This window comes from Paenibacillus graminis, from assembly GCF_000758705.1.
Classification (GTDB): domain Bacteria; phylum Bacillota; class Bacilli; order Paenibacillales; family Paenibacillaceae; genus Paenibacillus_AQ; species Paenibacillus_AQ graminis.
Window position 1 is genome coordinate 3,072,325 of the sequence record NZ_CP009287.1, and the last position, 13,368, is coordinate 3,085,692.

13 protein-coding genes are annotated in these 13,368 nt (G+C 48.0%); 11 read left to right on the plus strand and 2 right to left on the minus strand.

Going from position 1 to position 13,368, the window contains the following annotated elements:
- Positions 1-98: 98 nt before the first annotated feature.
- The 8 genes from PGRAT_RS12625 (at position 99) to PGRAT_RS12665 (ending at position 9,235) form a co-directional block, all read left to right on the plus strand.
- Positions 99-1,013: an ABC transporter ATP-binding protein gene (locus PGRAT_RS12625; protein WP_036707303.1), complete on the plus strand. Its 915-nt coding sequence runs from the start codon at positions 99-101 to the stop codon at positions 1,011-1,013.
- Between the two features lies 1 nt (position 1,014).
- Complete coding sequence (locus PGRAT_RS12630; RefSeq protein ID WP_025709355.1) at positions 1,015-1,719, plus strand: ABC transporter permease; 705 nt, start codon at positions 1,015-1,017, stop codon at positions 1,717-1,719.
- The gene (locus PGRAT_RS12635) at positions 1,720-2,595 is read left to right on the plus strand and encodes a DUF4097 family beta strand repeat-containing protein (RefSeq protein WP_025709356.1); all 876 of its coding nucleotides are present in this window, start codon (positions 1,720-1,722) and stop codon (positions 2,593-2,595) included.
- Positions 2,596-2,722: 127 nt separating this feature from the next.
- On the plus strand, positions 2,723-3,157 hold the full coding sequence (locus PGRAT_RS12640; RefSeq protein ID WP_025709357.1) for a CoA-binding protein: 435 nt from the start codon (positions 2,723-2,725) through the stop codon (positions 3,155-3,157).
- A gap of 1,295 nt (positions 3,158-4,452) precedes the next feature.
- Entirely contained in the window at positions 4,453-6,339 is a 1,887-nt protein-coding gene (locus PGRAT_RS12650) for a glucose PTS transporter subunit IIA (protein ID WP_025709359.1), read from the plus strand.
- Positions 6,336-8,102 carry a phosphoenolpyruvate--protein phosphotransferase gene (gene ptsP / locus PGRAT_RS12655; protein ID WP_025709361.1) on the plus strand — a complete coding sequence of 589 codons (1,767 nt, stop codon included), beginning with the start codon at positions 6,336-6,338 and terminating at the stop codon, positions 8,100-8,102. The genes PGRAT_RS12650 and ptsP overlap by 4 nt, the downstream gene beginning before the upstream one ends.
- Positions 8,103-8,346: 244 nt before the next feature.
- The gene (locus PGRAT_RS12660) at positions 8,347-9,024 is read left to right on the plus strand and encodes a DUF4179 domain-containing protein (RefSeq protein WP_025709363.1); all 678 of its coding nucleotides are present in this window, start codon (positions 8,347-8,349) and stop codon (positions 9,022-9,024) included.
- On the plus strand, positions 9,011-9,235 hold the full coding sequence (locus PGRAT_RS12665) for a hypothetical protein (protein ID WP_025709364.1): 225 nt from the start codon (positions 9,011-9,013) through the stop codon (positions 9,233-9,235). Before PGRAT_RS12660 ends, PGRAT_RS12665 begins: the two co-directional genes overlap by 14 nt.
- Positions 9,236-9,318: 83 nt before the next feature.
- On the opposite strand, the gene PGRAT_RS12670 is transcribed toward PGRAT_RS12665, so the two are convergent.
- The gene (locus PGRAT_RS12670; protein WP_025709366.1) at positions 9,319-9,843 is read right to left on the minus strand and encodes a type 1 glutamine amidotransferase domain-containing protein; all 525 of its coding nucleotides are present in this window, start codon (positions 9,841-9,843) and stop codon (positions 9,319-9,321) included.
- A 234-nt stretch (positions 9,844-10,077) separates the two neighbouring features.
- Between PGRAT_RS12670 and PGRAT_RS12675 the strand changes: the two genes are divergently transcribed.
- From PGRAT_RS12675 to PGRAT_RS12685, 3 genes are all read left to right on the plus strand, one after another.
- Entirely contained in the window at positions 10,078-10,530 is a 453-nt protein-coding gene (locus tag PGRAT_RS12675; protein WP_025709368.1) for a hypothetical protein, read from the plus strand.
- Positions 10,531-10,848: 318 nt separating this feature from the next.
- Entirely contained in the window at positions 10,849-11,859 is a 1,011-nt protein-coding gene (ccpA, locus tag PGRAT_RS12680; RefSeq protein WP_025709369.1) for a catabolite control protein A, read from the plus strand.
- Positions 11,860-11,952: 93 nt separating this feature from the next.
- A complete protein-coding gene (locus PGRAT_RS12685; protein ID WP_025709371.1) occupies positions 11,953-12,648 on the plus strand; it encodes a 5'-methylthioadenosine/adenosylhomocysteine nucleosidase in 696 nt (231 codons plus the stop codon).
- Between the two features lie 31 nt (positions 12,649-12,679).
- Here the strand turns inward: PGRAT_RS12685 and PGRAT_RS12690 are convergent, their stop codons facing one another.
- Positions 12,680-13,312, minus strand: coding sequence for a GNAT family N-acetyltransferase (locus PGRAT_RS12690; RefSeq protein ID WP_025709372.1), 633 nt, complete (start codon positions 13,310-13,312; stop codon positions 12,680-12,682).
- Positions 13,313-13,368 lie beyond the last annotated feature (56 nt).

A 13,368-nucleotide genomic window follows, 5' to 3' on the forward strand; every position in this document is an offset into this window, starting at 1 on the left:
ATACAGTTGATGATATGACCCTCTTGAATCGAAGGCAGTAGCCTTATGCTGTAAACATAGCAGGAAGATAGACTACGCCGCATAAGGAGCGAGAAGTAATGGAAACAATGATCCGAATCAATCAATTATCAAAGTCTTATAAGCAGGAAGAAATCGTATCAAAGGTAACCATGCGAATTGAAAAGGGTGAAATTTACGGATTTTTAGGTCCGAACGGTGCCGGCAAAACAACAATTATGAAAATGATCCTTAATTTGGTGAAGCCAACCTCAGGTGAGATCTTTGTGCTGAATCAGCCTGTATCCGAAACGTCTTTTCAATACCTGAAGCATATCGGAAGCATCATTGAATATCCCGTTTTTTATGACCGTCTAACCGCTGCTGAGAATTTAAAATACCATTGTGCCTACGCCCGTTTCCATGGTAAGGACCGGATTCCTGAAGTATTGCAGACAGTTGGCTTGACAGGAGTAGAAGATAAAAAAGTGCATGAGTTTTCACTTGGGATGAAGCAGCGCCTGGGAATTGCCAGAGCCATTCTTACCGGGCCGGCCATTTTGATTTTAGATGAACCGATTAATGGTCTAGACCCTGTGGGAATTAAGGATATCCGGATGCTTTTATTGAAGCTGAAGAAGGAGTACGGGATGACAATTCTAGTCTCCAGTCATATTGTTTCTGAGATGGAGACCATTGCGGATACGATTGGAATTATTAATCAGGGACAATTAATCAGAGAAGTGAAGATGACTGAAGTCAGAAAGGAAAATATTCAATACCTGGAAATAAAAGTGGCAAACAGCAAGCAGGCTGCACTTGTGCTGAAAGAAAAATTAAACCTGCATAACTTTGAAGCGGTTGATACAGAAACGATCCGGGTCTACCAGCATGAGGTGTCGCAGTCGGTCATTAATAAAGAGCTGGTCCTAAATGATATCCTTGTAAACAGCATTGAAACACAACAAAGTAATTTGGAAGAGTATTTCCTGAATCTCATTCATGGGGGCAGATAACATGCTTAGTCTGATGAAAATAGAATGGCAGAGAAATGATCTGGCGGGATACATTATAAAGGCTGTGATTTGTATGGTTATTATTTTTGGAATGGTAGCAGGAATGGCTTTGATGTCAAATGCACAGGGTGAACCTATGTTTGCGGATTTTACAGCTTTTATGTCACTGGCCAATATCTTTATCCGGATTACCTTTGTCGTTTTTTCGGGCATTATTATTTCCAGGTTAGTGATTGATGAATATAAGAATAAAACCATTCAGTTGTTATTTTCATACCCCTTGCCGCGCAAAAAATTGATTCAGGCAAAATTACTGCTTGTTCTTGGCTTCTGCTTTTCAAGTGTAGTGATTTCCACTGTATTCATTGAGATTGTGACCGTCATGTTAAATCAGACCGTTCATTTCTTCGAAACACCGGCGTCGTGGGGGGAATTGCTGGCAGCTGTTCCGGCTGTCTTGATCGCTTCAGCGATGACCGCAGGCTTAAGCCTTATCCCATTATTTTTCGGTATGCGTAAAAAATCTACTGCCTCAACCATTACTAGTTCAGTAATCATAGGAACTCTGCTAAATGCTACGGTTTCAGATGGAAGCAGTTCTGTATCCATCTTTCAATTGATCGGAGTGCCAATCGTGTTCTGTGTGTTAGGTTTAGCCGTAGCTTATCTATCGTACCGGAATATCGACCGAAAGGATGTGGCATAAATGATGAAAACAAATAAATGGATCTGGATATTGGCAGCCGTTGTCTTGGCCGGAATCCTTGTGATTGCTTCGCAAGTTGGATCACGAAAGCTGGAGATAACGGAACATTTTCCGTCTGAAGCCATTCGGCGCATAGACATTATCAATGATTCATGGGATCTTGAAGTGGAAGAATCAGCAGACAATCAAATTCATGTAGACATCACAGGCAGGCAGAAGGATAAGAAGAAGACTCCTGTTGCAGTGACACGTAAAGCTAACCGGCTCATTATTCAACAAGATAAACAAATTGGCGGTGCTTTTTCGGCGTTTACTTTTCAGAAAGAGGGAACCATCAGGGTGTCCATCCCCAAAAATACAGTAGAAGAAGTTTCAGTGGTCAACAATGAGGGGGATTTGAATTTCCGGGCGTTAGCAGCCCATGAATTAATCGTTCAGAACCAAGCAGGCAATGTGAAATTTAATCAAACTGAAGCGGATTCGGCGAACTTTAATCTAATGGAAGGAGACCTGACAGTAAATAACAGATCATTCGGCAAAATGGACGTAGCCGCCAAAGGGAATGACCTTTATTTTAAAAACGTAACCAGTTTAATAATGAATGTTTTTTCTAATAGTGGTGAAATCGTCCTAAATGGGATGGGGGAAAAAGGTGAAAAGAGAATTGAAACCAAAACTGGAGATATTCAGGTGGTGTATCAAACAGCACCATCCAGCTTAAAAGTGGCCGTGGAAAATACAAAAGGGGATTCGACCGTTCATCTAGCGGATTTTTTAACCACGAAGGATACAGACGGGGACGTAAATGGAACTATCGGTGCCGGGGAGAATTCTCTATATGTCAAAAGCTATTCAGGAAGTATCGGCGTAAAATAAAGACATAAATTTGGAACTTTTCACGCTGCGATGTATGATGTACTTGTTAATAACTATGTGCTGTATGGTTGAGAATCCATGTCCCTGTGGATACCAATGGCACTATATATGGAAAGGGGAAATACACATGAGCTTTGAGAACCCAAGCCGGGAGCAGATTGGTGAAATTCTTGCTGCTGCGGGCAATATAGCTGTAGTCGGACTCTCCGACAAAACGGACCGTACCTCTTATATGGTGGCAGGTGCCATGCAGAGCCGGGGTTATCGCATTATTCCGGTCAATCCCTCAGTGGACGGTGAGATTCTTGGCGAGAAATGTTATCATACGCTGGCTGAGATCCCTGAACCTGTGGACATTGTGAATGTCTTCCGCCGCAGTGAATACTGTGCGGACGTCGCCCGGGAAGCCGCTGACATCGGCGCGCGTGTGCTCTGGCTCCAGCAGGGCATCGTCAGCCAGGAGGCTGCCGACATCGCCGCTGGGCACGGGATGACCGCGATTATGGACCGCTGCATCAAGGTCGAGGAAGCAATCACCATGAAGGGCCGCAGCCGGGCTTAAGGAAACAGGTAGGAAAGCGGGGGACTCAAAGGGCGTATGGCTATGCAAGCACATACAAGAACGGATTCTGAGTTGCCTGAGCTGTCTCCACATCTGTACGATGTGGAGATTTCTGTTTGACCGCGGCTATCTGACCGCAGATTCATGCTTCAGGAAACGGCATCTCCTCTTTGATGCGCGCTCAGGGTAGTACAAGTTTGAAATTGAGAATTCTCAAGTGGAAACGCCATAATTGATCGGGGAGGATTTTTACGCAACCATTTGGTAAGAAACTTCGCGTCATCTAATATTCTATTTCCGTTAATCAGAGGCCGGTGATCTGCTCAGTCGCTAATTTATGATATTATGCTGCAAGAAATTTAGGAAATCCCTTTGCATAGAGCCAAGAGGAAGAATTTTTTTGATTATTCTGAACTTCCAATGCTGTCCTCTGACGTTAAAAGACCATATTGCAGAAGACAGGTATCCAGAATGATATTTTTGTTCTTGTAATTCAGCTACTTCAAATTCAACTTTTTGTACTACCTTAGAGGAAAATAGATTGAGGAAAAGGAGAATAATCCGATCATTATTTAGGAGTATTATAGCTCGGCTTGTACAAGCCGAAAGGCTTTGGGGAGTGGAATAGCAGCTAAGCATGTCAGATTCTTTGTGAGATTCGGTTAGCTTATCAATAGTTTTTTTGTTAATGAATATCATAGTCAAATCCCTTTCTATTTGGATGTTCAAATGAAACGACCATAAACTAGTGGTGCAATGGTCATTAATATTGTTGAAAAAATATTCAAGATTTTAATGGTTTATGATATGGAAATATATTATATGCTACCACATGTACATTCTTCGAGAAAGGTTAGCTACCCTAATAATTGGATATAGACTTGATCTCAGTTGCTTGTAAGCATGTGGTTTTACGCGAGGCTTAAGTTTCAGAAATGTTGTTGGACAACACAGACGAAGAACGTCCTTTACTCTAATTCACTTTAGAGTTGGGAGTTCTTTTTTGAGTTTGGGTACGGAACGGAATGGAATTTAAGCAAGCACACCGCATGTTCATGGATCTGCATACGAATGCGAGGGCTGGAGAACGCGCCTATCGGCACTAAATTCAGTAATATTACTTAGAATCATATAGCTTTGCATGATAAAACTAATTAAGCGGCTTTCATCCAACAAGCATCAGCCTTCCGCATCAAATTCTCCTTACTCACAAGGTAACTTTTTCGGTCAGAATCTTTTGACAAAACCAGCTGCAGCGCTTACCATTCAATATAGAAAGAAAGGAGAGGGTCACCTTGAATTGGCTCGGATCTTTGCAGCAGTTGGGCAGAGCCATTATGCTTCCTACCATGGTGCTGCCGGCGGCGGCTATTTTGCTGAGTCTGGGCAGTTTGCCTTGGTCTGCATGGGGACTTTCTTCGGTATCCGAAGTGACTACTTACGCGGGGCAGGGGATTTTTTATTTCATGCCTTATTTATTTGCGGTCGGTGTGGCGTGGGGGTTGTCCAATCAGGCCGGACCGGCGGGAATGGCGGCGCTCGCGGGGATGTTTACTTATGACCGGATTGTGTCCAACATGGGAGACGGGGCGGTACAGCCTGCAACACTAATCGGGATTATCCTCGGAATTGTCGCCGGTGTGGCGCATAACCGGTTCAAAAATATCAAACTGCCGGAGGCGATCCAGTTTTTTGGAGGGTCGCGTTTTGTTTTGCTGTTCATGGGTCTGTTCTCTGCCTTGTTCGCCTGGGTGATGCTTGGACTGTCGCCTGTGCTGCAGCATGGACTCGACATCCTGTTCCGTGATATACAGGCAACCGGCGGATACGGCGTGTTTGTGTACGGGGTACTGTACAGAGTGCTGACGGCGTTTGGCCTGCACCATATTCTCAATAATGTGTTCTGGTTTCAGCTGGGAACCTTTACTACACCTGACGGGAGCACAGTCGTGCAGGGGGATTTGCCGCGTTTTTTTGCCGGTGACCCTACAGCGGGCATCTTTATGGCGGGCCTGTTTCCGATCATGATGTTCGCGCTGCCGGCGATTGCGTTCGCCATTATTCAGGAAGCGCGCGAGGATTTGAAGCCAAAAATCAAGAAGACGTTTGTGCGCGCCGCCTTGGTCTGCTTCCTGACGGGTGTCTCTGAGCAGATTGAGTTTGCCTTTTTGTTCGCATCGCCTTATTTGTTCGGGCTGCATGTGGTCATGTCCGGTCTGGCGATGGTGCTGACCTATGCGCTGGGCATCCATCACGGCTTCTCCTACTCGGCGGGGGCCATTGATTTTTTCCTTAACATGCATTTGTCACAGCGGGCTTGGCTGCTGATTCCGATCGGCATCGGCTATGGCATTGTCTATTATAATGTGTTCCGCTGGGCGATCCGCCGGTTCCAGATTCCGACCCCGGGACGCGAGGAAGGCTCGGAGCTGGGCGACTGGGCAGGCAACATTCCTTATCAGGCTCCGCTGATCCTGGAAGCGCTGGGCGGGAAGGAAAACATCGTGCAGGTACAGGCCTGCATTACACGGCTGAGATTAACAGTGCACAATGACCGGTATATCGACACCGGGGCACTGAAGGGACTTGGCTCTGCGGGCATCATTAAGCTGGGCGGAGGGAATGTCCAGGTCGTGTTCGGGACCTATTCCGAGCTGATCCGGGAGGAGATCAATAAGCTGCTGCTCCGCGATCTGCCTCAGGTGCTGTTCAGTTCGCCGATTCAGGGCCGGATGATGCCGATTGAAGAAGTGCCGGACCATATTTTTGCCGCGAAGCTGGTGGGCGACGGGGTAGCATTTTTCCCGGAGAAGGGGGAACTCGTTTCGCCGGTCTTCGGCAAGGTCATGCACGTATATCCTACAATGCATGCAGTGGGCATTTCTACGCCCGAGGGGCTGGAGGTGCTTATGCATATCGGCATTGACACTTCACAGCTTAAAGGGCCGTTTGAGGCGCTTGTGCAGGAAGGGGACAGTGTGGAGCCGGGGCAGCTCCTGGTCAGATTTGATCTGACCTATTTGCGTGACCATGCACCTTCACTGGCGACACCGATGGTGATTACGAACCCGGACCGTGTAAAATCCTGGAGCTATGCTCCATTCAAAAATGTTAAAAAGGGGCAGTCATCCGTGATGTCCGTGGTCTTACATGAAAGCAATGTTGGAGGGGTTGAAGCATGATACAAGGCATAGGCGCCGCAGCAGGTGTAGCCATCGGGAAGGCCTTTGTCTTGCCGAACTGGGAATGGAGCCTGCCGGATACACAGGTAAATCCGGTGGATCTGGCCAAGGAGTTCGAACGTTTATACGAAGGGATACGCACCTCTAAGGATGAGATTGAATTTATCAAAAGAGAATTCCGTGAGGTGGTCGGGCCGGAGGAATCGAGTATCTTTGACGCCCACTTGGCGATTCTGGATGATCCGGTGTTCATGAGTGAAATCCGCGGTATTATCGAGCGCCAGTACAAAGCGGCTGAGGTGGCGGTCAAAGAGGCCATCGATCATTTTGTCGCCATGTTCGATCTGCTGGACGATGAATATATGAAGGAGCGGGCGGTGGATATCAAGGATGTCGGCAACCGTCTGCTGAAGCATCTTCTGGGTGCGCCGGAGGTTACACTGCCCTCCGATACGCAGCCGTATATTCTTGTGGCCAAAGAGCTGTCGCCTTCGCAGTTGGCCCATTTGAATCCAACCTATGTGCTCGGCATCGTAACCATGATGGGCGGCAAGACCTCCCATTCCTCGATTATGGCCCGTGCGCTGGGGATACCGCTGGTAGCGGGTCTGGAGAACAAGATTCTGACACCTATTCAGACAGGGGACCTGCTGGTGATGGATGGAGAAACCGGGGTGGTTCAGCTCTACCCGGATGAACTGATGCTGAAAGAATATGCCTCCAGACGGGCGAAGCAGCAGCGCAAAAAAGAACAGCTGGAGCTCCTCGCCACTGTGGATGCTGTAACCAAAGACGGCGTGAAGCTGCGGCTGGCCGGCAATATCAGTTCCGTGAAGGAGCTGGACATGGCGCTGAAGTACGGGGCTCAAGGTGTCGGGCTGTTCCGGACCGAATTCTTATATATGGACCGCAGCTCATTCCCGACGGAAGAGGAGCAATTCGAGGTTTATAAGCTTGTAGCCGAAAAAGTAGGGAACGAAACCGTCGTCATCCGCACGCTGGATATTGGGGGAGACAAGCATTTGGATTATTTCCAGCTTCCTGAAGAGCAGAATCCGTTCCTCGGCTACCGGGCGATCCGCATCAGTCTGGACCGTAAAGACATGTTCAAAACCCAGATGACCGCAATCCTGCGGGCCAGCCACTACGGGAATATAAAAATGATGTTCCCGATGATCTCTTCCGTAGAGGAAGTGCAGGCTGCCAAAGCAGTGCTGAACGAAGTCAAGGAAGAACTCGACCAGCAGGGAATTCCGTACAACCGGAATATTCCTGTAGGGATTATGATCGAGGTTCCGGCAGCGGTAATGATTGCGGATCTGCTCGCGGAGGAGGTCGACTTTTTCAGCATCGGTACTAACGATCTGGTCCAGTATGTGCTGGCAGTTGACCGTATGAATGAACAAATTGCCCATATGTATCATCCCTACCATCCGGGAGTGCTGCGGATGATCCGGATGACTGTCGAAGCGGCGCGGCGTGTCGGCATCGATATCAGTGTATGCGGGGAGATGGCGGCGGATGAACGGTCCCTGCCGCTCTGGCTGGAGATGGGCATCAACGACCTCAGCATGTCGCCGCAGGCGCTGCTGAAGGTGAAGCACCGCGCACTGAACACGCTGGCTTCCGAAGCCAGAGAAACGGCCAAGTCCTGTTTCCGGCACCGGACCAGCACACAGACGGAAGAGCTGCTGACCGCCTTTGCCGGGCGGAGCGGGATTCCGCTTGCAGCAGGAGCAGAGGTGAAGGGCAAAAGTTCGTAAGCTGGCCCGGGCAGCACAAACCAATAGCATTCTCACTTGACTACCTGTCCGCATCCCTGGCGGATGGATCGTGAAGCGAGCGGAATTCAAAGCCAAGGCCCCACGGAGTGGGGCTATTTTTGCTGCTTCCCCCAAAAAAATAAAACCGTTCCCAGGCCAATGGAGTCAGTATACATAGAAGTACAATTAAGAACGAGGAGGGGGAGAATTCAGCGTATGGAGAAGCTTTTGGAAGGTACAGGCTGTGGATGGAGAGGAGCAGTTGTTTATCCGGCAGGTAGGAGGACTTGCTGTCCTGGCTGTCATACTGCTGTTTGCGTTTCCCCGGTTCGCCGAAACTGTGGAACTGCGTATTAAGGATACCCAGGCTACGCTTGGCGCAGCGCATGATTGGGGGGAGTTTGAGGTTTTTCGTACAGCGGTCGATAGTAACCTTACGGTTTCCTCGGCACTGGATGCAGGTTTAATCCAGCGGGTTAACGGCACTTCGGTCGAACAAAACGGATTTGTGCTGACTGTTGATGGTATCGCAGCTGACCAGAAAGGGATAATTGTCTTATACACTTTACAAAACAATACGATGGACAATTCGCAAAAATTTAGAGTATCTATGATTAATGAAAAGAATGAATGGGTAGGCCTGAATTTAACAGGGATTGTTCAGAATATCAAGCGGGGGATAACCCGGGGATACGAGCAGATTTTGTGGGATAACGAATATACGAAAATGCCTGAGCAATTGCTTGTGAACGCAAGGATCTCTAATGATCTTTATGCCAATTCTGAGCAGGCAGCGGCCAACCTGTCCGTGCCGATTCCGCTCCATAAAGAGTCCTTAGCTAAAACCGGAGACACGCTACAGATTAATAAAAGCCTGACCATAGCAGGTCAGAGTTACGAGCATAAATATGATTTTGGATGAGCGTTTTACAGATGGCAAAGGGGGAGCGCACACAATTAATTATGATGACTTCAATCTGTATTCGCACATAGTGGATATAACTCAGGAAAACAGCCCTACCCAATATTATATCAATCTAGGCAGTGAAGCTTTGCCTCAGCCGCTTACCTTTAAGATCAACAGCTACCCAAATCCGATCAAAGAAAACGTTTCCCTCTTCATCCGCAAATAACGTTGGAGCAAAAAAAGCCCTGCCCTTCATACAGTAAAAAGGGCAGGGCTTTTTATATACTGTGATTCGTTTATTCTCCCGGACTACTCTCCCGCCAATGCATCGCAGAAAGCTTTGCCGTAAGGCGGCAGATCCGGCGGACGGCGGGCGGAGATGATATGTCCATCGGTTACGACAGCTTCATCCTTCCAGATCGCTCCGGCATTCTCCATATCATCACGGATACCCGGGGTGGATGTAACCGTTACGCCACCTAATATTTTGGCAGAGATCAATACCCAGCCGGCATGGCAGATTTGCCCAATCGGTTTCTTAGCCGTATTAAAATCCTGTACAAGCTTCAGCACCGCGCTATAACGGCGGATTTTATCGGGAGCCCAGCCGCCAGGAACGAGTATGCCGTCATAATCTGCAGCGTCCAGCTCATCCCAGGAATACTCAGCTTTAGCGGGAACCCCATATTTGCCTACATAGGTTTTATCTTTTTCCAGACCGGCCAGATGGACCTCGGCCCCTTCCTCTCTGACGCGGTACACCGGATACCACAGCTCCAAATCCTCGAATTCGTCGTCTACCAATGCTATGACCTTTTTGCCGGTTAGTCTCATGTTCTGCAGCTCCCTTCATGAATCTTGACTTCAGTCCATTCTAGCAAATTTGAAATATGAAGTCATCCGGCGGATTGAAATCCTTAGTTGGATTTCCAAATAAATCATTTTATGCAAATCGGCAGGGATTGAGGGGAAGCAGGTCGAATATAGGAATTGAACAGGTGAGTTTTCGCGTTTTTTATTGATCATGCGGTTCTTGAGATTTTATAAAATAAATCTGAGGTGTGGGAGATGTACAAAGATTATTTATTGAAGACGTCATGCAGCTGCGGCGGCATCATGACCATACATATGCATACGTTAATCTACAGTGCAAAGATAAAAATTACGCATGTCCCTGTCTATACCTGCGGAGAGTGTGGTCGCTATGAGCCTCTGTCATGCATTAAAAATGATCTGGGCAAGCTGATTCACGAACTTGGAGAAACGCCGCCCAAGCGGCATATTTCGTTTGCTGACAGAAATGAATGGGCCAGTGTGCTCAAGGAAACCTTTGCTAAAGGGCTGTTTTCCGGGGGAATGACCGAGTTGGAGGAAATGATCCGGGCCGCGATACAGGGGCGAATTGACTTGCTGCTGGATGTATACCGTTTTGCAGTGGATCTAAACGATCATAAATGGATGGATGAAACTGGAAACAGACTGTCGCAATTGACAGTTCAGCCGGCGGAAAGCGCAAAATAAATACGAAATAAAGCGGATACTGAAATTTTTTCTGCAAAATTAATGAAAATCTTTCACGAATGTTGGATTTTTCACGCGCTTTTTGATACGATAGAAACAGGTTAGACAAAGCTATGAATCCGGCATGTTAAGGTTGGAAATCATTAGGAGGACAATGAAGCAGCAGGAGTGTCTTTTTCCGCATCACGGTAGCGTTCTCAGGCCTTGAAAGAAATTTTGAAAGGAAAATGAAGCGTTATCATTGCACAATTGTACAAAGTGTCGTATCATAATTTTAATTAGTCGAACGATAAAATTTATCGCAATGGAGAGAGTAATTTGACGGTAACCATTTACGATGTAGCTCGAGAAGCAGGCGTATCTATGGCTACGGTATCACGGGTTGTGAACAATAACCCGAACGTGAAACCGCAGACCCGGAAGAAAGTTTTTGAAGCGATTGAACGTTTGGGCTATCGTCCAAACGCCGTGGCGAGAGGTCTCGCCAGCAAGAAAACAACAACCGTTGGGGTTGTTATCCCCGATATCTCGAACTCGATTTTTGCAGAAATTGCTCGCGGGATCGAAGATATAGCCAACATGTACCATTATAACATTATTTTGTGCAACGCTGATAAGCGCAAAGAGAAGGAAATACGTGTTATCAACACGCTTTTGGAGAAGCAGGTGGACGGGCTGCTGTTCATGGGTGGAACCGTAACAGAAGAACATATCCAAGCCTTCCAAACATCTGCCGTTCCAATCGTACTCTGTGCTACGCGGGATGAGCAGGGAACCTACCCGTCTGTTGATATCGATCATGAGACGGCAGCGTTCGATGCCGTGAACACACTTATCCGCCATGGACACCGCGAAATTGCAATGATCAGCGGAACCCTGCAGGACCCTGCCAATGGCTATGCCCGTTTTCAGGGGTACAAGAAAGCGCTGGAAGCAGCAGGCATTGAGTATCAGGAGGATCTGGTTCGCATCGGGAACTACCGTTACGAATCCGGTGTCGAAGCCATGAAGTACTTCCTGGGGCTGAAGAAGAAGCCGACAGCTGTATTTGCGGCAACAGATGAAATGGCGATCGGTGCCATCCACAGTATTCAGGATGAAGGCCTGAAAGTTCCCGATGACTTCTCGATCATCAGTGTCGACAACATCCGCATGGCCTCTATGGTCCGTCCTTTGCTGACAACTGTAGCACAGCCCATGTACGATCTGGGTGCGGTAGCAATGAGACTCCTGACGAAACTGATGAAGAAGGAAACGGTTGAGAATCCGCGTGTTATTTTGCCTCATGAGACGATTCTCCGTTTATCTGTGAATCATGTGAACAAATAAGTATCCGTATGGAACATAAGTGCGTAGAAAGCTCCTATTGGAGCTTTTTATGTTTTATAGCGATGTATTTTACTTAAACGCAGGAGGGTACATATGAGTGAAATCATAGGTTTGATTGGAGCGATGGACGAGGAAATCAAGCTGCTGCTGGAGAGCATGGAAGATAAGGTGAGCATAGTTAAGGCAGGTGTTGTTTATTATTCAGGTACTATATTCGGCAAACGTGCGGTTCTCTGCAAATCCGGAGTGGGCAAGGTAAATGCTGCGGTGACGACACAAATTCTGCTTGATGCTTTCGGAGCGGTGCGAGTGCTGTTCACCGGCGTTGCCGGGGCGGTGCATCCGGAGCTCGGTATTGGGGATATCGTCATTTCATCCCACTGCATCCAGCATGACATGGACGTCACCGCTCTTGGCTACCCGCGGGGTGTGATTCCGTATCAGGAGGTGTCCTCTTTTCCAGCAGATCCAGCCCTTGTGAATCTAGCCGAAGAAGCCTGCCGGACGCTAAAACAGAAGTCGATAACAGGAGTTGTGCTGTCTGGGGATCAATTTATTGCCAGCGCAGCCGTTGTAGCTGAGCTTCGCGGGCAACTGGACGGAGCCTGCGCGGAAATGGAAGGAGCGGCCGTCGCACAGGTCTGCTATATGAATGAGATTCCTTTTGTGATTATCCGCTCCATGTCGGACAAAGCAGACGGGTCGGCACATGTGAACTACCGCGAATTTACGGTCACGGCCTCGGAACGCTCCCATGCGATTCTCGAATACATGCTGAAAGCGATGTAAGGAATCTTTTCCGGTGAATAGAATGCTCCCTCTAGTACATGAAACGCTGTCTGAAACGCACTCTGTCAAAGGTTTCCTGTGAGGACATCGGGACTTCCCGTCCGATACGCACCATCAGGCAGTTGGCTGGATGGGAGCAAATCTCCGGATCATCTGTGGCGTACCACACCATGTCAACGGTCTGCATCAGCTTCTCCATCATCTGACGGTAGGCCCATACATCCAGCCCGCTGCCTTTGAGGTCCCAATGCCAGTAATATTCGGTTGTGAACACAATGCAGTTCTCCAGCTGTTCCCGCTCAAAAGCGCTGGTAATCAGCAGCTTCGCAAGGCCCATTCCCCTGAACCCATCCGCAACTTCCACAGCACCCAGTTCTATCAGATCTTCCATTCCACCCTGCGACCATAACTCCAGTTCATCGGGATAGTGAAAAGTAACATAACCTGCGATCATTTGGTCAACAACAGCGGCTATTACACGCCCTTCCGGCAGTCCAGCAATCTCTATAAGCGCTTCCAGCTGCTCCTGCGGTTTACGGAAGGCGTCCAGATCCGGATGCATCTGCAGGCCTTCCAGCGTGTCTGGAGACAAAGGCCCGCTAACGGTAATTGTGCTTCCGTGATGAGGAAGAGTATGGGATACAGGGATTTTGCGGTGCTCCATAACTGTGCTCCCTTCATTTCACTATATTCTAGAATGTAACCGCTTCCTGTGATATA

What these genes read in the sequence shown, in the direction of transcription:
- PGRAT_RS12640 (WP_025709357.1), top strand. Translation starts at nt 2,723, where the DNA reads ATGAGCTTTGAGAACCCAAGCCGGGAGCAGATTGGTGAAATTCTTGCT.
- PGRAT_RS12630 (WP_025709355.1), top strand. Translation starts at nt 1,015, where the DNA reads ATGCTTAGTCTGATGAAAATAGAATGGCAGAGAAATGATCTGGCGGGA.
- PGRAT_RS12675 (WP_025709368.1), top strand. Translation starts at nt 10,078, where the DNA reads ATGTACAAAGATTATTTATTGAAGACGTCATGCAGCTGCGGCGGCATC.
- ptsP (WP_025709361.1), top strand. Translation starts at nt 6,336, where the DNA reads ATGATACAAGGCATAGGCGCCGCAGCAGGTGTAGCCATCGGGAAGGCC.
- PGRAT_RS12625 (WP_036707303.1), top strand. Translation starts at nt 99, where the DNA reads ATGGAAACAATGATCCGAATCAATCAATTATCAAAGTCTTATAAGCAG.
- PGRAT_RS12670 (WP_025709366.1), bottom strand. Translation starts at nt 9,843, where the DNA reads ATGAGACTAACCGGCAAAAAGGTCATAGCATTGGTAGACGACGAATTC.
- PGRAT_RS12685 (WP_025709371.1), top strand. Translation starts at nt 11,953, where the DNA reads ATGAGTGAAATCATAGGTTTGATTGGAGCGATGGACGAGGAAATCAAG.
- PGRAT_RS12690 (WP_025709372.1), bottom strand. Translation starts at nt 13,312, where the DNA reads ATGGAGCACCGCAAAATCCCTGTATCCCATACTCTTCCTCATCACGGA.
- PGRAT_RS12665 (WP_025709364.1), top strand. Translation starts at nt 9,011, where the DNA reads ATGATTTTGGATGAGCGTTTTACAGATGGCAAAGGGGGAGCGCACACA.
- PGRAT_RS12635 (WP_025709356.1), top strand. Translation starts at nt 1,720, where the DNA reads ATGATGAAAACAAATAAATGGATCTGGATATTGGCAGCCGTTGTCTTG.